The organism is Streptomyces sp. NBC_00483 (assembly GCF_036013745.1).
In the GTDB taxonomy this organism is placed as follows: Bacteria; Actinomycetota; Actinomycetes; order Streptomycetales; family Streptomycetaceae; genus Streptomyces.
Window position 1 is genome coordinate 2,173,756 of sequence record NZ_CP107880.1, and the last position, 20,366, is coordinate 2,194,121.

Annotated in this window: 22 protein-coding genes; 10 read left to right on the forward strand and 12 right to left on the reverse strand. The window is 71.3% G+C overall.

Translation table 11 applies throughout. The annotated features are described in order from the left end of the window. Positions 1-17 precede the first annotated feature (17 nt). The 3 genes from fabG to OHA73_RS09445 form a co-directional block, all read right to left on the reverse strand. Positions 18-779 (reverse strand): 3-oxoacyl-ACP reductase FabG, encoded by a 762-nt coding sequence (fabG, locus tag OHA73_RS09435; protein ID WP_266722087.1) that lies wholly within the window; start codon positions 777-779, stop codon positions 18-20. Between the two features lie 157 nt (positions 780-936). After that, complete coding sequence (locus OHA73_RS09440; protein WP_327654847.1) at positions 937-1,335, reverse strand: DUF3037 domain-containing protein; 399 nt, start codon at positions 1,333-1,335, stop codon at positions 937-939. Further along, on the reverse strand, positions 1,332-2,141 hold the full coding sequence (locus OHA73_RS09445; RefSeq protein ID WP_267071203.1) for a HipA family kinase: 810 nt from the start codon (positions 2,139-2,141) through the stop codon (positions 1,332-1,334). Before OHA73_RS09445 ends, OHA73_RS09440 begins: the two co-directional genes overlap by 4 nt. A 126-nt stretch (positions 2,142-2,267) precedes the next feature. Between OHA73_RS09445 and OHA73_RS09450 the strand changes: the two genes are divergently transcribed. Then, positions 2,268-2,726 (forward strand): Rieske (2Fe-2S) protein, encoded by a 459-nt coding sequence (locus tag OHA73_RS09450; protein WP_266722081.1) that lies wholly within the window; start codon positions 2,268-2,270, stop codon positions 2,724-2,726. A gap of 14 nt (positions 2,727-2,740) precedes the next feature. Here the strand turns inward: OHA73_RS09450 and OHA73_RS09455 are convergent, their stop codons facing one another. After that, on the reverse strand, positions 2,741-3,400 hold the full coding sequence (locus OHA73_RS09455) for a cysteine hydrolase (RefSeq protein ID WP_443063052.1): 660 nt from the start codon (positions 3,398-3,400) through the stop codon (positions 2,741-2,743). A gap of 178 nt (positions 3,401-3,578) precedes the next feature. Between OHA73_RS09455 and OHA73_RS09460 the strand changes: the two genes are divergently transcribed. Then, entirely contained in the window at positions 3,579-4,058 is a 480-nt protein-coding gene (locus OHA73_RS09460; RefSeq protein ID WP_266722077.1) for a pyridoxamine 5'-phosphate oxidase family protein, read from the forward strand. 30 nt (positions 4,059-4,088) lie between these two features. Here OHA73_RS09460 and OHA73_RS09465 read toward each other — a convergent pair whose 3' ends face one another. Then, a complete protein-coding gene (locus OHA73_RS09465) occupies positions 4,089-5,006 on the reverse strand; it encodes a LysR family transcriptional regulator (RefSeq protein WP_267071201.1) in 918 nt (305 codons plus the stop codon). A 75-nt stretch (positions 5,007-5,081) separates the two neighbouring features. Between OHA73_RS09465 and OHA73_RS09470 the strand changes: the two genes are divergently transcribed. Then, positions 5,082-6,026 (forward strand): DMT family transporter, encoded by a 945-nt coding sequence (locus OHA73_RS09470; RefSeq protein ID WP_267071200.1) that lies wholly within the window; start codon positions 5,082-5,084, stop codon positions 6,024-6,026. 229 nt (positions 6,027-6,255) lie between these two features. Here the strand turns inward: OHA73_RS09470 and OHA73_RS09475 are convergent, their stop codons facing one another. After that, positions 6,256-7,587, reverse strand: a complete 1,332-nt coding sequence (locus tag OHA73_RS09475) for an aminotransferase class I/II-fold pyridoxal phosphate-dependent enzyme (RefSeq protein WP_267071199.1) — start codon at positions 7,585-7,587, stop codon at positions 6,256-6,258. Positions 7,588-7,624: 37 nt separating this feature from the next. On the opposite strand from OHA73_RS09475, the gene OHA73_RS09480 reads away from it, so the two are divergent. Then, on the forward strand, positions 7,625-8,314 hold the full coding sequence (locus tag OHA73_RS09480) for a pyridoxamine 5'-phosphate oxidase family protein (RefSeq protein ID WP_266722069.1): 690 nt from the start codon (positions 7,625-7,627) through the stop codon (positions 8,312-8,314). Further along, positions 8,314-8,964, forward strand: coding sequence for an FMN-binding negative transcriptional regulator (locus OHA73_RS09485; RefSeq protein ID WP_267071198.1), 651 nt, complete (start codon positions 8,314-8,316; stop codon positions 8,962-8,964). Before OHA73_RS09480 ends, OHA73_RS09485 begins: the two co-directional genes overlap by 1 nt. Before the next feature lie 46 nt (positions 8,965-9,010). Here the strand turns inward: OHA73_RS09485 and OHA73_RS09490 are convergent, their stop codons facing one another. From OHA73_RS09490 to OHA73_RS09500, 3 genes are all read right to left on the reverse strand, one after another. Next, a complete protein-coding gene (locus OHA73_RS09490; protein ID WP_267072954.1) occupies positions 9,011-9,916 on the reverse strand; it encodes a DMT family transporter in 906 nt (301 codons plus the stop codon). A 406-nt stretch (positions 9,917-10,322) separates the two neighbouring features. Next, on the reverse strand, positions 10,323-11,294 hold the full coding sequence (locus OHA73_RS09495) for an EamA family transporter (protein ID WP_267072953.1): 972 nt from the start codon (positions 11,292-11,294) through the stop codon (positions 10,323-10,325). 147 nt (positions 11,295-11,441) lie between these two features. After that, positions 11,442-11,951: a Clp protease N-terminal domain-containing protein gene (locus OHA73_RS09500; RefSeq protein WP_267071197.1), complete on the reverse strand. Its 510-nt coding sequence runs from the start codon at positions 11,949-11,951 to the stop codon at positions 11,442-11,444. 257 nt (positions 11,952-12,208) lie between these two features. On the opposite strand from OHA73_RS09500, the gene OHA73_RS09505 reads away from it, so the two are divergent. After that, positions 12,209-12,637 carry a type II toxin-antitoxin system Rv0910 family toxin gene (locus OHA73_RS09505; protein ID WP_266722061.1) on the forward strand — a complete coding sequence of 143 codons (429 nt, stop codon included), beginning with the start codon at positions 12,209-12,211 and terminating at the stop codon, positions 12,635-12,637. Between the two features lie 113 nt (positions 12,638-12,750). Here the strand turns inward: OHA73_RS09505 and OHA73_RS09510 are convergent, their stop codons facing one another. Continuing rightward, entirely contained in the window at positions 12,751-13,362 is a 612-nt protein-coding gene (locus tag OHA73_RS09510) for a PadR family transcriptional regulator (protein ID WP_266722059.1), read from the reverse strand. 207 nt (positions 13,363-13,569) lie between these two features. Here OHA73_RS09510 and OHA73_RS09515 point away from each other — a divergent pair, with 207 nt between their 5' ends. Then, the gene (locus OHA73_RS09515) at positions 13,570-14,379 is read left to right on the forward strand and encodes a PhzF family phenazine biosynthesis protein (protein WP_267071193.1); all 810 of its coding nucleotides are present in this window, start codon (positions 13,570-13,572) and stop codon (positions 14,377-14,379) included. A gap of 6 nt (positions 14,380-14,385) precedes the next feature. On the opposite strand, the gene OHA73_RS09520 is transcribed toward OHA73_RS09515, so the two are convergent. Further along, positions 14,386-15,186, reverse strand: coding sequence for a CPBP family intramembrane glutamic endopeptidase (locus OHA73_RS09520; RefSeq protein WP_267071192.1), 801 nt, complete (start codon positions 15,184-15,186; stop codon positions 14,386-14,388). Between the two features lie 190 nt (positions 15,187-15,376). Between OHA73_RS09520 and OHA73_RS09525 the strand changes: the two genes are divergently transcribed. Then, a complete protein-coding gene (locus tag OHA73_RS09525) occupies positions 15,377-17,140 on the forward strand; it encodes a substrate-binding and VWA domain-containing protein (RefSeq protein WP_327654848.1) in 1,764 nt (587 codons plus the stop codon). 14 nt (positions 17,141-17,154) lie between these two features. On the opposite strand, the gene OHA73_RS09530 is transcribed toward OHA73_RS09525, so the two are convergent. Further along, on the reverse strand, positions 17,155-18,675 hold the full coding sequence (locus OHA73_RS09530; RefSeq protein ID WP_266722051.1) for a glutamate-cysteine ligase family protein: 1,521 nt from the start codon (positions 18,673-18,675) through the stop codon (positions 17,155-17,157). Between the two features lie 535 nt (positions 18,676-19,210). Between OHA73_RS09530 and OHA73_RS09535 the strand changes: the two genes are divergently transcribed. After that, positions 19,211-19,801, forward strand: a complete 591-nt coding sequence (locus OHA73_RS09535) for a hypothetical protein (protein WP_266722049.1) — start codon at positions 19,211-19,213, stop codon at positions 19,799-19,801. A gap of 350 nt (positions 19,802-20,151) precedes the next feature. Further along, a complete protein-coding gene (locus tag OHA73_RS09540; RefSeq protein WP_323179728.1) occupies positions 20,152-20,352 on the forward strand; it encodes a DUF5999 family protein in 201 nt (66 codons plus the stop codon). Positions 20,353-20,366 lie beyond the last annotated feature (14 nt).

Genomic DNA, 20,366 nt, shown 5'->3' on the forward strand with positions numbered 1-20,366 from the left:
GTCCGTATCCCCCGGCCTCAGTTGAGCGGGCCGCCGGCCACGTACATGACCTGGCCCGAGACGAAGCCGGCCTGCTCGCCGGTGAAGAAGGCGATGGCGTTGGCGATGTCCTCCGGGCGGCCCACGCGCTGCACCGGGATCTGCGTCGCGGCCGCGGCCTGGAAGTCCTCGAAGCCCATGCCGACGCGCTCGGCGGTGGCCTTGGTCATCTCGGTGACGATGAAGCCCGGGGCGACGGAGTTGGCGGTGACGCCGAACTTGCCGAGCTCCTTGGCGAGGGTCTTCGTGAAGCCCTGCAGACCGGCCTTGGCGGCCGAGTAGTTGACCTGGCCGCGGTTGCCGAGCGCCGAGGACGACGACAGGTTGACGATGCGGCCGAACTTGGCGTCCACCATGTGCTTCTGGACGTACTTCGACATCAGGAACGCGCCGCGCAGGTGCACGTTCATGACCGTGTCCCAGTCGTTCGCGCTCATCTTGAACAGCAGGTTGTCGCGCAGCACGCCCGCGTTGTTCACGAGGATCGTGGGGGCGCCGAGCTCCTCGGCGATGCGCGCGATCGCGGCCTCGACCTGCGCCTCGTCGGAGACGTCGCAGCCGACGGCAAGGGCCTTGCCACCGGCGGCGGTGATCGCCTCGACGGTGTCCTTGCAGGCGGCCTCGTCGAGGTCGATCACGGCGACGGCGCGGCCCTCTTCGGCCAGACGGATCGCGGTGGCGGCGCCGATGCCGCGCGCGGCTCCCGTGACGATCGCTACGCGCTGCTCAGTGGTGGACATGCTCTTCGGTCTCCTCGCCCTAGAGGTGCGGCCGCTGCACCCGATGCGGGTGAGCAACCGCTTAGTACCCTGTGCGTGCGACGCTAGAAGCCCTGGCACCCGGTGTCAACGTGCCCACCAGGTGCCGCTGATCACTAGATGGCCCCGACCTCGGCGTTCAGCGCACCAGCAGACCCAGCAGACGCTCCGCCTCGGCGGCCGGATCCGCGGTCAGTCCGGTGTGCACGGGACCGGGCTGCACCACGGTCGAGCGCGGCGCGACGAGCCAGCGATAGCGCCGCCCGGCGTCGTCCCCGGCCGCCTGGCCCGCGTCGTCTCCCCCACGGCAGTGCCGCTCGACCGCATGCAGCACGGCGCGCACCCCGGTCACGTCGGCCTCGGGGTCGAGCGCGAGCAGCCGCTTCTCGTCGAGGTGGGTGAGGGCCGTGACGAAGGACTTGGCGCGGCAGTAGACGACGACACCGGCGTTGATCTGCTCCCCGCGTTCGATGCTCGGCACGACGCGCAGCAGGGCGTACTCGAAGACATGCCGTTCGGTGACATGGCGTTCGGTCATCGGGCCGCTCCTTCGGTCACCCAGCCGGGAGTTCCGGCGGGCCGGGCGCCGCCTGCGGGCAGCGTGACGCGTTCGTGAATCGTGGCGGCACGCGCGCGTAGCGTCTCTACGTAAGCGCGCCGCACCGCGTCCGGGGTGTCGAATCCGGGCTCGTCCGCGAGCCACACGTCGGGCACGTCGGCTGCGGCCTCGGCGATCAGCTCCTCGGTGACGAGCGGCGCGAGCTCGGCCGCGGCGGCGGGGACATCGGGCCCGAAGGGGGCGAGGGCGTGGTCGCTCGCGTCGTACGGCTTGTCCGCCCACGCGTGCGCGCCGCGCCAGTTGTGGTGCCAGATCATGCTGGCGCCGTGGTCGATGAGCCACAGCTCGCCGCCCTGGACCAGCATGTTGGGGTTGCGCCAGGACCGGTCGACGTTGTTGATCAGCGCGTCGAACCAGACGATCCGGCCCGCCTGAACCGGATCGACGACGTACGCGAGGGGGTCGAAGCCGAGCGCCCGCGGCAGGAACCGCATGCCGAGGTTGATGCCGCCGCTCCCCTTCAGCAGCTCCTGCACCTCCTGGTCGGGCTCGCCGAGGCCGATCACCGGGTCCAGGTCGATCGCGACGAGCTCCGGCACGCGAAAGCCGAGCGCGCGCGCCAACCGGCCGCAGACGACCTCGGCGACGAGCGTCTTGCGGCCCTGTCCCGCGCCGGTGAACTTCATGACGTACGGGACGAGGTCGTCGGCCTCGACGAGACCGGGCAGCGACCCGCCTTCCCTCAATGGGGTGACATAGCGGGTCGCGGTGACTTCGGTGAGCATGCGCCCAGGTTATGAGATCAGGAGGGCGTTGAACGTCCAGGGATCACCGTACGTACCTCAGGGAAACCCCCACGGGATCCAGCACGTCCCCTCGACCCGACCCACCGATGAAGGGACCTTCACCTCATGACCGCTTCGCAGGAGCCCGCCCCCACGAGCCACGTCCCGTCGCGCCGCACCGTCGTCACGGCGGTCGGCGCCGTGGGGATCGCCGCGGCGCTGAGCGCGTGCGGCAGCTCGGACGAGGACACGTCACAGCCCGCGGGCAACGCGTCGTCGGGCGGCGGCGAGAAGAAAGGCAGCGCGATCGCCAAGACCTCGGACATCCCGGAGGGCGGTGGAAAAATCCTCGCGGACGCCGGGGTGGTCGTGACGCAGCCCGCGGCGGGCGAGTTCAAGGCGTTCACCAACATCTGTACGCACTCGGGCTGCAAGGTGAACAAGGTGGCCGACGGCACCATCGACTGCCCGTGCCACGGCAGCAAGTTCTCCATCAAGGACGGCAGCGTGGCGCATTCTCCGGCCACGCAGCCCCTGGAGGAGAGGAAGCTCAAGGTCAGCGGCGACTCGATCGAGCTCGCGTAGCGCGGCCTGGTGCGTTAACGGCGCTTCCATGCGTCGAGCACGTCCGGCGTCGCCGTCACGGTGGCGATCAGGGCGAGCGTGTTGTCGATCATGGCGGGGGTGTAGTCGGCGGGCACCCCCGCGATGGCGTCCCGGGGCACGACCACCGTGTAGCCGAGGTTGACGGCGTCGAACACGGCGTTCGGGATGGCCACGTTGGCGGAGACCCCGGTGACGACGAGCGTGCGGCAGCCGAGATTGCGCAGCAGTGGATCCACGTCGGTGCCGGAGATGGGTGAGAGCCCGTGCAGTCGGCGTACGACGAGGTCCTCGTCCGCGACCTCGACGGGCGGCGCGACGCGGACGGCGTCGGTGCCCGAGAGCTGTTTCACGGGAAGGCGTTCGGTCGCGCGGAAGAGCCGGGCGTTGCGGCTGGCCCCGCGGCCGTCCGGGCGCCGCTCCGCGACGGCGTGCAGGACCTGGACCCCGCTCTCGTGGGCGGCGGCCACCAGTCGCGCCACGTTGTCGAGGGCCCCCGACGACCGTGCCTCTTCGGCGAGTTCGGGCAGTGCGCTGTCGGCGCCGACGACGCCCTGCTGGCACTCGACGGTCAGCAAGACCGTGCTCGCCGGGGCGAGCAGCTCGGCCAATTTCTCGCGCTTCTCGTGCTTCTCGTGCTTCTCGTGCGACGGCACGACCGCCCCCTGCCTGTCGGCTCTTCGCCTGTCGGGATTTCGGCTGCTTCTCCGGGCTGCTGGAGGGTAGCCACCATTGCGTGCACAGGGAAGAGGTCGCATGCTGCGTTCCTGATACCACGTCAGGCGAGTCGGATGCCCGCCCGATACACGTCGGATGCCGGACAAGGGAGCCCCTATGACCACCACCACCCAGCGCCGCGGCCGGAAGATCATGATGTCGACCGAGGAGCGCGACGCGTTCCTCACCGAGCAGCGCACCTGCCGGGTCGCCACGGTGGCCGCGGACGGCACGCCGCACGTCAGCCCGCTCTGGTTCGTCTGGGACGGCACGTCGCTGTGGATCTACTCGCTGTCCCGCAGCCGCCGCTGGGCCGACCTGCGGGCCGACAGCCGGGTGGCGGTGGTGGTCGACGCGGGCGAGCAGTACGGGGAGCTGCGCGGCGTCGAGCTGTCCGGGCGCATCGAGTTCGTCGGCGAGACCCCGCGCACCGGCGAGGAGCGCCCCGAACTCGACGCGGTCGAGCGGCTGTTCGCGCACAAGAACTTCGGGATGACCGAGATGGTCCACGACGGCCGGCACGCGTGGGCGCGACTCACTCCGGACAAGATCGCGTCATGGGACTTCCGGAAGCTGGCCGATCCGGGCCAACGCTGACGTCATCCGCCAAGGGTCACCCATCGGCCATCACCCGTCGGCCAGCTGCCCAAGATCCGCCCCCACCTTCTGAAGCGCCCGCACCGCCGCGCGGATCGAGGGCCGACGGTCCGCGTCCGCACGCCACACCACGTACACATGACGCCGCACCTTCTGCCGCACCGGCACCGTCACCACGCCCTCGGGCATCGGGTCGCGGCCGAGCAACGGCGCGACGCACACACCCAACCCGGCCGCGACCAGGCCGAGTTGGGTGTGTGTCTCGGCGGCGCGGTGTCCGACCTGCGGCTCGACGCCCTTGGCGCGCAGTGTGAACATCAGCCACTCGTGGCAGAACTCGCCCTGCCCCCAGGTGATCCACTCGTCGTCCGCGAAGTCCTCCAGGCCGACCTCTTCGCGCCCCGCCAGCGGATGACCGGCCGGCATGGCGACATCGGCCGGATCGTCGAGGATGCTCGCCTTGACCAGGCCTTCCGGCATGGGCATCGGCTTGTTGTACCAGTCCAGTACGACGGCGAGATCGAGATCCCCGCGAATCACCTCGGCCACCGCGGCCTCGGGCTCCAACTCTTGTGACCGTACGCGCAGTTGAGGATGTTCGGCACGCAGCGCGGCGAGCGCGCCGGGGAACAGTCCGCGGGCGGCCGTCGGGAACGCGGACAGCCGCAGCTCCCCCACGACCTGCCCGCGCTGCGCCTCCAGGTCGGACTGCGCCAGCTCGACCTGCGAGAGGATGCGCGCCGCGTGCTCCGCGAGCAGCCGGCCCGCGTCGGTGAGCCGCACGCCGCGCCCTTGCTTGGCAAGCAGTTGCTGTCCCGCCTCGCGCTCCAGCTTGGCCATCTGCTGCGAGACGGCGGACGTGGTGACGTGCAGCCCCTCGGCCGCGCCGCTCACCGATCCGTGCCGGGCCAGGGCGTCCAGGACCCGTAGGCGCTCCAGGTTCAACATGTAAGTGATGCTAATCGGTACCCGGAAATTAATCTCGCTTGTGCTACGAAGACGCGGGGAGCCACTCTGGACCCCATGAGCACGACGACCGCTTCCCGAGCCACTGCGGCTCCATCCACCGCCACCCCGCGCCCCGCCCTCGACTGGCGCATCCGCTTCGGCGTACTCGCCCTCATCTGGGGCTTCAGCTTCCTGCTCATCAAGGTGGGCACGGAGGGCTTCGCCCCGTTCCAGGTCACGCTCGGGCGCCTGCTGTTCGGCGCGGCGGTCGTGCTCGTGGCCATGATCGTGAAGCGTCAACGGCTGCCCCGCGGCGCTCGCACCTGGGGGCACCTGGCGGTCGCGGCGCTCTTCCTGAACGCGCTGCCGTTCTCGCTCTTCGCGTTCGCCGAGGAGACGATCCCGTCGACGCTCGCCGGGATCTGCAACGCGACGTCGCCGCTGTGGGGCATGGCGCTCTCGCTGGTCGCGCTCTCCGAGGACCGGCCCACGCGGCGCCGGGTCGCGGGACTCGGCATCGGCTTCCTCGGCGTGCTGACCGTCCTCGGCGTGTGGCAGGGCTTCCACGGCCTGGACTTGGCGGGCACGGCGATGGCCCTGCTGGCCTCGCTCTGCTACCCGATCGGCTGGATCTACGTCCGCCGCACACTCGCGAACACGGGCGAGTCGAATGTGTCGATGATCGGGGCGCAGCTGCTGCTCGCCACGGCCCAACTGGCGCTCGTCACCCCGCTGTTCACGTCCTGGCCGACCCACTTCGCGATGGGCCCACTGCTCGCGATCGCCGCGCTGGGCGCGCTCGGCACGGGCGTGGCGTTCCTCATCCAGTACGGCCTTGTGTCCGAGGTCGGCCCGACGACCGCACAGATGGTCACGTACTTCGTCCCGGTCATCGCGACAGCGGCCGGCGTCGCAGTCCTCGGCGAGTCCCTCTCCTGGTCAACCCCGATCGGCGCGGCAATCGTCCTGTCGGGCGCAGCACTTACGCAGTCGCGTCGACGGGGCGGGGGCCGGGCCTGAACCCTGGCACTGCGCACCCGCCACGGCTCCCCACTCGCTGCGGTCGACCGCACGCGCCTTGGGCAATCTGCCGCCTTGGGCGGCAGGGTGGGCAAGGCGGCACCCCGGTGCAGCGCACCCATCACCACGGGCGCCCACCCCGGCACAGCCCAAGAACCGGCGCCGCGCAACGGAACCCCACAAGCCCCGCCCCGACGCGGCACCGAACCCACGGCGCGCCGCACCCCCCTCACGCGTAATGCCTCCGCGGAGCGGGCCGCACCGCAGCCACCACCGCGTCCGCCACAACCCCGATCTCCTCGAACCCCAGCCGGGACACCGTGATCCGCACCCCCGGCGCCGCCTCCATCCGGAACCTCGCCCCCGGCGCGACCGCCCACCCGGCGTGCAGCAACCGCGCCACCGCCCCGGTCTCGTCCGGCACCGGCACCCACACGTTCATCCCGCTGCGCCCGTGCGCAACGACTCCCCGCTCGGCCAGCGCGGCGACCAGCGCGTCGCGCCGCTTCCCGTACGAGGCCGCGACGGTCCCCGCGTCCACCGCCCCGGCCTCCCACAGCCCGGCCACGGCCCGCTGCGTGATGCGGCTGACCCAACCGGGCCCGAGCCGCTGCCGTCCCCGCACCCGGTCGACCGTGCCGGCGTCCCCCGTGAGCACGGCGAGCCGCAGGTCGGGCCCGTACGCCTTGGCCACGGAACGTACGAACGCCCACTGCCGCGTGGCCCCGGCGAGCGGGTGCAGCGGCAGATCGACGATGCCGTGGCCATGGTCGTCCTCGATCAGCAGGACCTCCGGGTGCGCGCCCAGGATCTCCCGCAACACCTTCGCCCGGCCCGACCCCACCGCCGCGCCGGTCGGATTCTGCGCCCGGTCCGTCACCACGATCGCCCGGGCCCCCGCGTCCAGCGCCCGCTCCACGTCGTCCGGCAGCGGCCCCTCGTCGTCCACCCCGACCGGCACCGTCCGCAGCCCGAGCGCGGGCACGAGGTCGAGCATGCTGCCCCAGCCGGGGTCCTCCACGGCGACCGCGTCCCCCTGCTTGAGGTGCACGGCGAGCACCCGCTCGATGGCGTCGAGCGAACCGGACGTCACGGTGACGGGCCCGTCCGGCACCCCGTCCGCGTCGAGGTCGGCCCGCGCGCGGCGCACGAGGCCCGGCTCCAGGGAGTCGTCCCCGTACAGCACAGGATCCTTGTCGGCGACGCCCGCGGCCGCCGCGAACGCCTCGACCAGCGAGGGCAGCAGCGCGGTGTCGGGATTGCCGTCCGACACGTTCCGCACCCCCTCCGGCACGTCCACGCGGATGGCCTCGCGCGCGGTGATGACCGGCTTCGGACGCACCCGGCTGCCGCGCCGCCCGGCCGTCTCGATGACCCCGCGCTCACGCAGCGACCGGTACGCGGCCGCGACCGTATTCGGATTCACCCCGAGCCGCTCCGCCAACTCCCGCATGGGCGGAAGCAGTTGACCCGGCTCCAGGTCCCCCGCGATCACCGCACGCTCGACACTCGCACAGATCTCTGCTGCGCGACGCCCACTGATCAGATACTCTCCTAGCACAAAGAACAGTATGTACTAGTGCAATGGAGTTCGCAACATGAGTGTCACCCAGGACGTGAACCAGGAACAGTCGGCCGCCTCCTACACGCGCACGGACCGCACGACCCCGACCCGCGCCAAGGAGCGCGCGGCGTACGACCACGACCTGGTGCACTCGATACTCGACGAGACCTACCTCTGCCACCTCGGCTTCGTCCGCGACGACGCCCCCGTGGTGCTGCCCACGCTGTACGCCCGCGTCGGCGATCGGCTCTACGTGCACGGCTCCACCGGCTCGCGCCCGCTGCGCATGGCGGGCCAGCAGGACCCGGGCCTGCCGGTCTGCGTGACCGTGACGCACGTGGACGGCCTGGTGCTCGCCCGCTCCGCCTTCCACCACTCCATCAACTACCGCTCCGTGGTGGTGCACGGCACGGCGCACCAGGTCACGGACGCCGAGGAGAAGCGGCTCGCCCTGGACGCGCTCGTCGACCACGTGGTGGCGGGCCGCGCCGCCGACTCCCGGGCCGCGAACGCCAAGGAGCTCGCCGCGACGGCGGTGCTCCGCATCGACCTCTCCGAGGTCTCGGCGAAGGTCCGCGAGGGCGGCCCGAACGACGAGCCCGAGGACATGGACCTGCCGCACTGGGCCGGCGTGGTCCCGGTACAGCGCGGCTACGGGGAGTTGCTCCCTTCGGACGACCTCGCCGACGGCATCGACGTTCCCCCGTACCTCAAGGGGCTGTGATGCTGATCCATCCCTGGGACGCGGCGCGCGACACGGCCGAGTGGCAGCAGTGGCTCGCCGCCCACGACTTCGGCCAGCTCGCAATCAACGGCCTCGACGGCGAACCGCCTTTCGTACAACCCATGCACTTCGCGTACGACCCTCAGGGCCCGGGCGAGTTCGGCGAGGTCGTCGCCCACCTCGCCCGCCCCAACCCCCTGTGGTCCGCGCTCGACGCCAACCCGGAGGTGCTGCTGAGCGTCGTCGACGACTACGCGTTCGTGCCGGGCCCCTGGCAGGCACCGCCGGACGTCCCACCGGAGCACGGCACGCCGACCAGCTTCTACGCCGCCGTCCAACTCCGCTGCACCGCGCGCGTGGTGGACGACGCGGAGGAGAAGGCGGAGCTCCTGAACCGGCAGGTGGGCCACTTCCAGCCACCCGGCCTCTCGGTTCCGGTGGCCGCGGGCGAGGCCCCGTACGGCCGGATGCTGCCCGGCATTCGGGGCCTGCTGCTCGAAGTGACCGACGTGCGCGCCAAGTTCAAGTACGCGGAGCACAAGCCCGAGGAGGTCCAGGACAGGATCGCGGCGGGCCTCGCCGGACGCGGCGACCCGCGCGACGCCGCCGCCCTCGCCACGCAGCGACGACGGCGTCACGAACTCGCTTAGCGGGTCATCCGGTTGAGTGCGACCGGGCCTCGACCCGCGCAGGAGATCAGCCCGTCGACCGGGCCTCCGCCGCGGCGAGGCCCGTCACCGCCGCCAGCATCAGGGCGGTGCCTGCGACGGTCGCCCCAGTCAGCTCCTCACCGAGCAGCGTGACCGCGATGACGGCGGCGCCGACCGGTTCGAGCAGCATGATCACGGAGACGGTGGCGGAGCGCACGGCCGCCGCGCCCGCGAAGTACAGGGCGTACGCGAGCGCGGTCGGCACCGAGGTGATGTACACCAACAGGCCGATGACGGCGAGGTGGTGGCCGGTGTGCGGCACCAGGCCCTCGGCCGCGCCGAGCGGCAGCAGCGCGAGCGAGGCGACCGCGAACGTACCCACGGTCGTGCCGAGCCCGTTCCCTCCCCCGCCGTGCCGCCCGAACCACCGGGTGAGCAGCGTCATCACGGTGTACCCGGCCGCGGACAGCAGCGCCCACACCACCCCGAGCGGGCGCACCGTCGCCTCACCACCGCCGAGGACGAGGACGGCGAGCCCGCCGAGCGCCCCGGCCACGGACAGCAGCCCGCCCACGCCGAGCCGCTCCCCGAGCAGCACGCGCGCGCCGACCGCGATGAGCACGGGCCCCGCGCCGAGCGCGACCACGGTGCCGACGGCGAGCCCGGTCACCTGCACCGCGGCGAAGTAGGCGGTCTGGAACACGGCGAGCGAAAGACCGAGCACGCCGAGCCGGACGGCCTTGCGCCCCCTCGTCTCGTACGACACCGGGGCAGGCGTACGCCGCAGCGCCCGCACGGCGACGAGCAGCAGGAGCCCGCCGACGCAGCGCCAGAACGACAGGGCACCCGGCCCCACGTCACTGGCCCGGAACACCAGCGAGGCGGCAGCGCCCGCGGTGCCCCAGGCGACACCGGCGACGACCAGATACACCAGGCCGCGGGCGACCGGCAGTTGACGTAGGGCCCCAGAAGCAGGACCAGAGGAGGAATCGGAAGCCGAGCCAGATCCGGACACAAGGCCGGCTACAGAATCAGCAGGCGCGACCGCCCCCGCCTTGAAGACATGCGAGACATGCGACACGTGACACTCCACGGAGAGCGGCCCTCCGGAGACACCGGGGGCCAGGAACACGGACCGTCGTGAGCGGACGGCCGTGTCCCTCCGGGAAGCGCCGCCCGCGGCAGGGCCAAGCACGGCGCCGGGGATCACTCAGGCAGCACGGTTTCGACCGGCACCCTCAGGTGACGGCCCCACAGTGGCGAGATCCCCGGTCGACCGGGCCCGGCCACGACGGCCGGGCAGCCCTCAGACGGCCGGGGGCGGAAGGACGAGTGCATGTGCGTGCATGCCCGGCACCCTAGACAGCCTCACCAGAGCGCGACAACACGTTTTCCGGTGCGTCGTCAGCGTCGCCGGACGGGCCGCGCGGCGCCGCGACCGACTTCGACGACTGTGCGATGAGCGCCCCGACCAGGACCATCGCCCCGCCGAACAGCTGCGGCCCCGACAGGTGCTCCCCGAGCATCACCCAGGCGAGGACGGTCGCCACGACCGCCTCCAGGCAGGCCACGACCCCGGCCACCTGCGGCGAGAGGAGGCGCACCGACACCACACCGGTGAGGTACGCGACGACCGTGGCGAGCAGCACGATCCAGCACAGCAGCAGCCACGCGGGCACGGACGTACCGTCCATGGAGGCACTGCCCGCGAGCACCGACCAGTCCATGCCCCAGGGGCGAGCGACGACCGTCAGCAGCACGGCGCCGATGAGCAGCCCGTACGCGATCACACCGAACGGGTCGGGCACCTCGGCCCCGGACTCGGCCGCGTCGCCGCCGTGGTCGGACAGCACGAAGTAGCCGACCTGGCAGCAAGCCGCGCAGAGCGCGAGCAGCAGGCCGAGCGCGTCGAAGCCGAGCCCCGACCACACCTCGACGACACAGGCGAGGCCGGCCACGGCGATCACGACGCCGAGCGCGGCGGCGCGCGTCACGGGCTTGCGCTGCACGAAGCGGACCCAGCCGAGTACGAGCGCGGGCGCCAAGTACTCGATGAGCAGGGCGACGCCGACGGGGATGCGGGAGATCGCGGCGAAGTAGCAGGCCTGCACGCCCGCCACGGCGAGCAGTCCGAAGCCGACCAGCAGCGCGGGCCTGCGCAGCACGAGCGCGCGGTGCCGCCAGGCGACCGGCAGCATGACCAGGGCGCCGCCCGCGACACGCAGCCACACCACATGGAGCGGGTCGAGCCCCGCCTCGATCAGCGGTTTCGCCGCCACCCCGGAACCGCCGAACGCGAGCGCGGAGAGGAGGGCGAGGCCCAGTCCCATGCCGCGCCCGCGGGTTGCCTGCTTCCCCGAAGACCCCAATGACTCGTGCACCGGCACATCATGGCAGGGCGCGTCAGGACCGTCACCCCCATTGACACCTGTCTCACGGGATGGACGCCGGCCCCCTTGGTCGCCTTACGTGGGAGGTCAGTTGAGCTGCTGCCGCAGCCGCTCCACATCGACGCCCGCCCGGCCGAGCACCTCGACCGCCCGGCACTCCACATCCGCCGCGAGCGCGGCGAGCACGTCGACGCCGCGCGCCCGCTCGTCCCCGCGCGACGCGGCCCGCTCCACGCCCGCCTCCATCGCGGCGGCCGCGACGGGCGACCAGCCGGGGGCGGAGGGTACGAGGGGCACGGCACCGGAGTCCTCCACGGAGCCCTGCCAGCGCAGCCCGTACCCGATGCTTCGCTGCACGAGATAGCCGAGCAGCCGCGCCACCTGCGCGCCTTCCGGGAACGCGGCGCGTACGTCGGGATCCGTCTCGAGGAGGGAGTGCAGCAGGTGCGCGGTGTCGATCTGCCGGTCCCCGTCCCGGACCGCGCGCCGTCGAGCGCCCGCGACGACCGCCGCGAGTTCGTCGCTGAGCTGGGCGTCTACGGGTTCGTCACTGGTGGGGCCGAGCGCATCGGCGTCGGACGGGGTTGAGCTATGCACACTCCCCACCCCATCAGCGCGGGCCCCTCGGAACATCCACGGTGAGGAGCATTCTCATGTCCGACACAAGTTGGGCACTGATCAAGAACATCTCCTCCTTACGGATGAGATCGAGCCACGCGTCCCCGAGGGGACCGGAACACGCCACCCCGGAACTGACGGGTCATCAGTATTGAATGTTCGAGGCCACACGGCTACTTTCCGCGACGACGCGACACCGAAGCCCGTCATGGCTCACGACTCAAAGGGGTGGCCACATGGCCGAAGTCAGCGCGGAAGCACGCATGGAAGCGCCCACGGAGAAGGTCTGGGCGCAGCTCACCGACTTCTCTTCGTACGGGAAGTGGAACGCCACCCACACCGACTTCCCGAAGGGCGGCCCCACCTCACTCGAAGTGGGCGGCCAGTTCGAGGAGAACATGAAGCTGATGGGCTTCCCGGCCGAGGTCAACTGGACCATCGAGGAGCTGGAGGACGGCCGCGCCTTCGCCATCAGGGGCAAGGGCCCGATGGGCGTGAACCTCTTCATGCACTACTCGCTCACCCCGGACGGCGACGCGACGACGGCCCGCATCAAGGGCGAGTTCACGGGTGCGGCGGTCTCGCTGATGGCGGGCAAGCTCAAGGACTCGGCGACGGCCGCGCTCGACGAGTCGCTGCGCAAGCTGAACGGGCTCGTGACCTGAGCTCGTGACCTGACCCTTCGTACGTACTACGTACGTACGCGAAGAGGCGCCCCGCACCTGTCGTACGGGACGCCTCTTCCGCGCTCTGTGGCCTGTCCGGGCCCGCACGGGACTCAGTCCTCGTCGGCGAGGATCAGGTACAGCTTCTTGCGCGCGTCGGTGATGACGGAGAGCGCCTTCTCGCGCTGCTCCTTGCTGCCGGTCTTCCAGACCTGGCCGAACGCCTCCATCAGGCCGAAACCGGCCTGCCGGATCTCGTTCATGGCCTCCCAGTCGACGCCGCGACCGGCCTCCTCCCAAGGAGCTTCGGGCCCCTCTTCGGCGGCGGTACGGCCGTCGTCGGTGAGCGAGAAGAGCTTCTTGCCGCCCTCGCTCGCGCTGGCGATCAGGCCCTCGTCCTCGAGCAGCTGCAGCGTCGGGTAGACCGAGCCGGGGCTCGGCTTCCACGCGCCGCCGCTGCGCTCGGCGATCTCCTGGATCATCTCGTAGCCGTGCATCGGGCGGTCCTTCAGCAGGGCCAGGATCGAGGCGCGCACGTCACCGCGCCGCGCCCGTCCGCGAGGCCCGCCACCGCGGCCGCCGCGCCCCCAGGGGCCGGGACCACCGGGGCCGCCGAAGCCGGGCCCGAAAGGCCCGAACGCCGCACGCCGGCCCTCGAAGCCGCCGCGCTCGAATCCACCCCTGCCGGGGTGGCCATGTCCGTGTTCGTGTCCGTGGTTACGCATGGGAATCAGTCCTTTCACAACTGATCGCGGATTTCGTTGACCGCGATCGTCAACCGATCGCGATGCCTCAACGATATATCGGGACTGTTCGGATGGCAAGCCCCGGACGACAAGCCCGATGGCAAGCCCGACGGCTCCCGGAAAACAGGCCAGCCGCCCCGGATTGGCCTTGGGCCGTTGTCAGTGGGGGCAACTACCGTCTCTGACATGCGTATTCGTATCGTCGACGCCTTCTCCGACCGGCCCTTCGGCGGCAACCCCGCCGGCGTCCTGCTCCTGGACGCCTTCCCCGACGACACCTGGCTTCAGAACGTCGCCCTTGAGGTCAACCATGCCGAGACCGCCTTCGCACACCCGCTGCCGGAGGGCGGGGACGCCGACTGGGCGCTGCGCTGGTTCACGCCCACCACCGAAGTCGACATGTGCGGGCACGCGACCCTGGCCACCGCCCACGTACTGCACTCCACCGGGGTGACGCGCGGCCCCGTGCGGTTCGCGACCCGCAGCGGCGTGCTCGTGGCGACACCCGGCGAGGACGGTTCGCTCACGCTCGACTTCCCGACGGCGCCGCTCACCGAGGAGCCCGCCCCCGCGGGGCTCGCCGAGGCCCTCGGCGCCGAGCCGCTCTCCGTGCACGACACGGGCCCGTCCGTCGGCGACCTGGTCGTGGAGCTCGCCGACGAGAAGACCGTGCGGGCGCTCACCCCCGACCACAAGGCGCTCGTGGGCCTCTCCCGGCGCGGCGTCATCGCCACCGCCCGCGCCGAGGACCCCTCCCGGGGCTACGACTTCGTGTCGCGCTGCTTCTTCCCGGGCGCCGGCATCGACGAGGACCCGGTGACCGGGAGCGCGCACACGGCGCTCACCCCGTTCTGGGCGGCGCGGCTTGGCCGTGAGGAGTTGACCGGACTGCAGGCCTCCGCCCGCAGCGGTCTCGTACGCGTCGCCCTGCGCGGCGAGCGCACACTCCTGACCGGCCGCGCGGTCACGACCATCGAGGGCGAACTGCACGCATGACCCGGGCTACGCGGTGGGCAGCCAGCCCACCTTGCCCGCCAGCACCGCGTATCCGACGAACGCACCGATGTCCAACAGGGAATGGGCCACCACCAGTGGCCCGACCCTCCCCCACCGCCGGTACAGGAAGGCGAAGACGACGCCCATCGCGAGGTTCCCGAAGAACCCGCCGATGCCCTGGTACAGGTGGTACGAACCGCGCAGCACGGACGACGCGACGAGGGCCGTCCCCGGCGTCCACCCCAACTGCCCGAGCCTGCGCAGCAGATACCCGACGACGATGACCTCCTCCAGTACGGCGTTCTGCACTGCCGACAGGATCAGCACCGGGTACTTCCACCACACGTCGGGCAGCGCCTCCGGCACCACCGTCAGGTTGAAGCCGAGGCCGCGTGCGGCGAGGTAGAAGGCGATCCCCGTGCTGCCGATGACGGCGGCGACCGCGGCACCCCGGCCCGTGTCGAACCACGGGCGCTTGCGGTCCAAGCCGATCGTGCGCATTCCCTCGCCCTCCCTGAGCAGGAAGTGCGCGACGAGCGCGACCGGCACGAGGGCGCTCGCGATGCCGAACAGCTGCCAGGCCAGGTCGAGCCACGGTCGGCCGGGCGCCGCCGAGGCGTTCAGGGTCGCCGCCTGGTCCTTGAGGCCGCCGGGTTTCGTGACAGAGCCGACGAAGCTGATGAGCGCGGACACACCGCTCGCACCGAGCGAAAGCCCCAGAACGAGCAGCGTTTCGTCCCGCAAGAAGCGCCGTGAGAGCCGCCCTTCGGGAGAAGAACCGGGCGTCGGTTCCGCCTCCACCTGCACACCTGCCTCCAGTTGATGAATCCCGCCGCATCCGTCACAGCGCCCCGCTAGGGTCTCGAATGCAGGTACGAAGATCGCGTGCGACAGGCCGAGGGGGCCAGGGCGACGCAATTCGGCGCACCGCTCCCCTCCACTGCTCCACCGCTTATACCGCAACTGCCTTTGTGGCTCAGGGAGGGGCTCCACCGCCATGGGACGTCACAGCAGCATGCCCGACGAGTACGGGGCGGCCGCCGCCGCACCCCGTCCCCGCTCGCGCGGGCGCACCGTGGCCATCGCGACCGCCCTCGTCGTCGTGGCCGCAGCAGGCACGGCCACGGTGTTCCGCCCCGAGCTGCTCGGCCTCGGCAGCGGATGCGAGGACGAGGTCCATCTCGATGTGGTCGCCTCCCCCGACATGGCCCCGGCGCTGCGGGAAGCGGCGGAGCACGCCCGCCGCGAGAAGCTCACCTCCGACGGCAACTGCCTCGACATCGCCGTCACCGCGCGCGAGGCGTACAAGGTCGCCGACACCCTGCGCGCGGGGAAGGGCGCCGCGGACTACCAGGTCTGGGTGCCGGACTCGGACGTCTGGGTGCAGCGCGTCACCACGGGCACGGGGGACACAAAGGTCACGCCGGCCGGCAACGTCGCCTCTTCACCGGTCGGCGTGGGCATGGTTCCCACGGCCGCGAAGTCCTTCGGCTGGCCGCGAAAGACGTACACCTGGGCCCAGTTGACGGGCACCGCCATGCAGGACGACAAGCTGCGCCTGGGCGCCGCCGACCCCGCCCGCAGCGCCAGCGGACTGCTGGCGCTCACGAAGCTGGCGTCCGCGTCCGCGAAGGGGGACGGCACACAGGCCGCCGCCATGGCCAAGAGCCTCTCGCAGCGCACGTCCGACAGCGACGCGCAGCTCATGGACACGGTGCCGCGCGACGACTCCGGCACCGAGCAGGGCAACCCGCGGCGCAACGAGGCGCTGATCCTGTCCGAGCAGGCCGCGTACGCGCACAACAAGGAGGCGGGTGACGCGGGTTCGGTCGATCTCTTCTATCCGAAGGACGGCTCGCCCGCCCTCGACTACCCGTTCTCGCTGGTCGGCGAGGACAGGCTGAGCACCGACGAGAGCCGGGCGGCCGTCCGCTTCATGACGCTGCTCGGCGCGCCCGAGGGCCGCTCGATCCTGGAGCGGCACGGCTTCCGCACGGACAGCGACCGCTCCCCCGCGACGGTCGTCTCACGGGCCGGTGGCCGCTCCCCGCAGCCGTACGCGCGCGTGGCGGCGAAGGCGCCCACCGAGGAGCAGCTCGAGGAGACCCTCGGCATGTGGACGATCACGGTGCAGAGCGCCCGGATCACGACGGTCGTGGACGCGTCGGCCTCGATGGGGAACATCGTGCCCAGCCGCGGCGAGTCCCGCATGGAGGTGACGAAGGCGTCGATGCTGGCGGCCCTCTCCACGTTCACGCCGGAGGACGAGATCGGCCTGTGGGAGTTCGCCACGTTCCTCGACGGCGACCGCGACTACAAGAAGCTCGTGCCGACCGAGCGCCTCGGCGACCGCGTCGGCTCCGGCACCCGGCGCGACCGCCTGTCGGCCGCGTTCACCTCGCTGCAGCCGGTGCCCGGCGGGGCGACGGGCCTGTACGACACGACGCTCGCGGCCTACAAGGAGGCCACGTCCTCGTACAAGAGCGGCAGGTTCAACGCCGTCGTGGTGGTCACGGACGGCGTGAATGAGGACCCGGGGTCGATCTCCCGCGAGAGCCTCATCAAGAAGCTCGGGAACCTCACCGACCGCGACCGCCCCGTCCCGCTGATCGCCATCGCCGTGGGGCCCGACACCGACAAACGGGAGGTCGAGCAGATCGCCGAGGCGACGGGCGGCTCGGGACACCAGGTCAGCGACCCGGCGGACATCCAGAAAGTCATCCTGAAGGCGATCATCGAAGCGGGCGCCACAGGCAACTGAGCCGGCCGGGCCCTTCAGCCCAGCGGAACCGCCGGCTCCGGCAGCCCGACGGGCCAGCTGTGCACCGGCTCGCCCCGGTGCATCAGCTCGCAGTACCGGCGCGTGGTCGCCGCGAGCGCCGCGTCCCGCGCCAGACCGCTCTCCAGGGCCCGGTGATACGTCGCCGACTGCCACGCCGCGCCGTTCATCCGCAGCCGGCACCGCTCCTCGATCACCCCCAGGTACAGATCCCGGTCGGCCGGCGCCACACCCCACGCGTCGAGCCCGGCCGCAGCGAGCGGCAGCAGCTCGTCCCGTACGAGGTTCACGGCCGGCACCCGCTCCGTGCCGCCGAACCGGCCCCTGCGCGGCCACTCCAGGCGCGCGTCGATGCCGTACCGGCAGGCGGTGTCGAAGTTGCGGGCGGCCGCGGCGAAGGGGAGCCGCGACCACACCGGCCGGGACTCCTCGGCCAGGGCGCGGACGAGGCCGTAGTAGAACGCGGTGTTGGCGATGACGTCCGTGACGGTGGGGCCTGCGGGCAGCACCCGGTTCTCGACGCGCAGGTGCGGCACGCCGTCCGCGATGCCGTACACGGGGCGGTTCCAGCGGTACACCGTGCCGTTGTGCAGGACGAGTTCGGCGAGGCGCGGGATGTCGCCCTTGGCGATCACGTCGAGCGGCTGCTCGTCGTCGAGGATCGGCAGCAGCGGCGGGAAGTACTTCAGGTTCTCCTCGAAAAGGTCGTACGCGGAATCTATCCAGCGCTCCCCGAACCAGGTGCGCGGCCGCACGCCCTGCGCCGCGAGCTCCGGCGGCCGGGTGTCGGTGGACTGCTGGAACAGCGGCGGCCGGGACTCGCGCCACAGCTCGCGGCCGAACAGGAAGGGCGAGTTGGCGCCGAGGGCTGTCTGCACGGCGGCCACCGCCTGCGCCGCGTTCCACACATCGGCGAAGCGCCCCGGCGTCACCTGGAGGTGCAACTGCACGGACGTGCACGCGGCTTCGGGCGCTATCGAGGAGGACGTGCAGGTCAGCCGCTCGACACCGGCGATGTCGAGCGCGAAGTCCTCGCCCCGCGCGGCCACGATGCGGTCGTTGAGCAGGGTGTAGCGGGCGACGTCCGACAGGTTCGCCGAGACCAGGTCGTCCGCGCTCAGCGTCGGCAGAATGCCAATCATCACGATGCCCGCGTCGACCTCGTTCGCCTTCCGGTGCGCATATCCGAGCCCCGTGCGCAGTTCCTCGGCGAGCTGGTCGAGAACGCGGCCGCCGAGCCGGTGCGGGGCAATGTTCACTTCGAGATTGAACATCGCGAGTTCGGTCTGGAAATCGCGGCTCGCGATGCGCTCCAGAACTTCCGCATTCATCATTCTCGGCAGCCCGTCGGGCCCCGCGAGATTCAGCTCGATCTCCAGCCCCATGAGATTCTTCGGACGATCGAAGCGCTTCTCTCCCAGCAGTCGCCCGAACCCCTCCAGGCACTCCTTGAGCTTCTCCCGATAGCGCCGCGGATCGGCCAGACCGACCGTCCCCGCATCGACCTTCTCCCCCATGGAAGCGTCCCTCCTCGCACGGGCGACCCGTTGATGCTCCGTCACGGCCGCGTGTCACGGTGGATGATGCCCCGGCAATGTGATCCGTAACGCCCCGCGCTCATCCACGGAGCAGTACGCTCAAGGCGGTTACCCGCGGGCACATTCCTTAGGCATGCGGCCGCCCCCAGATTCCGTCACTTGCGGCCCTGGTGAAAAACGCCGACAAGAACACGCCGACCGCTCGGCCGAAGGACGCCGAGGTCACGCACGGCGGCCCCACCGGAAATGGGGAGGATACCCACAAAACCCCATGGGAACCGCGCCCGAATAGCACCTTGCGAAATCCGGGCGGCGTGCTAGGCGAAACACCGTGTGAACACGCATCGTATAAACTCCGCTGGCGAGACAGAGAGTTGGCGCCCGCGGCCCGGATTCGGACCGGACCCCCGCCCCCTCTGCCCCGTGTACCCCTGTGCATCCGCAGCAGACAGCGCCGTCCGCTCGTCCGCACCGCCCTCGCATCACATGCCTGTCGAATGAGAGGCGACCCACCATGCCGCTGCACGTCCCACCGGCTCCCGCGCCCGCCCTGCGCAGCGTTCTCACGGCCCTCGGTTCCCCCACCGCCGTCCGCGAGGCACGCACCCCGTCCCTGCGCGCCGCACAGGGACCCGCAACACCCGAACTCCCGCTGCCCCTCCATGTGTTGGACCACATCAACGGAACCACCGGGCCATCCAGGGCCCGCCTGACCGGCTGGCGCTTCCTGATCCGCTGCGGGGAGCGCGCGGTGGCAGCGGCCGACACCATGCTCACACCGGACGGCTGGGCCTTCTCGCACTTCTTCGAGGGCCCCTACATCAGGTCCACCGAACGGGCCCTTCGCCAGGCGGAGTCGCTGCCCCAGGCCTACCAGCCGCGGCTGCTCTCGGTGCCCGAGCTCTACATGCTCACGCTGTGGCTGCACGGCGAGCGCACCGCCGACCCGGCGAGCGGCCAACCCGCGGCCGACGACATCCTCGTCCCGCTGGCACCCGCTCCGCCCGGCATCGCCCCGCACCAGCCGCACCGGGTGGCGGAGCTCCTGCCGGTCCTCACGCACCGCCTGACGCCGACCCCGGCAACCGCCGGCCTGCTCGCCTGACCGATGGGGGCCCGCCGACGGCCCCTGTCACACACTCCTGTGCCCCGCACCGTCCGCCGTCCGGTCGCGGGGCACAGCCCTGCCCGAGCGGACTAGCCCGTACCGACCACTCCTAACCACCCGAAGGGAGAGTCGAGTTGAACTGAACCGTCCGCACGGGTGATGCGTCTGACACCCATAAGGACCGCTGCAAGGAAATCCCTGCGGATTGACGCCCACAGGGCAACACTGGGTTCCAGAACTCACGAAAACGGGGGGCGGCCATGAACAAGCCTTCAAGCCGCAGCACGACAGGCACCACCAGCACAGCCCACGTCATCGAGATCACTTCGCAGCGAAAGATCCCATCCATGTGCCAGCACCAGCCACTCTGCCCGACAGCGGAATCCGAGGACAGGGAAGCAGCACTCCCTGTGGCTCACCACCCCGAGCAGGGGTGGAGCCTCCTCTGCAACGGGGTCCTGCTCTTCGAGGACACCGGCGAGCTGCTGCCGAGTGGCAGGATCATCGCCCCGCACCGCCCACTGGGCAGGGTCGTGACGGCGGCGTAGGGATCAGCTGAGCA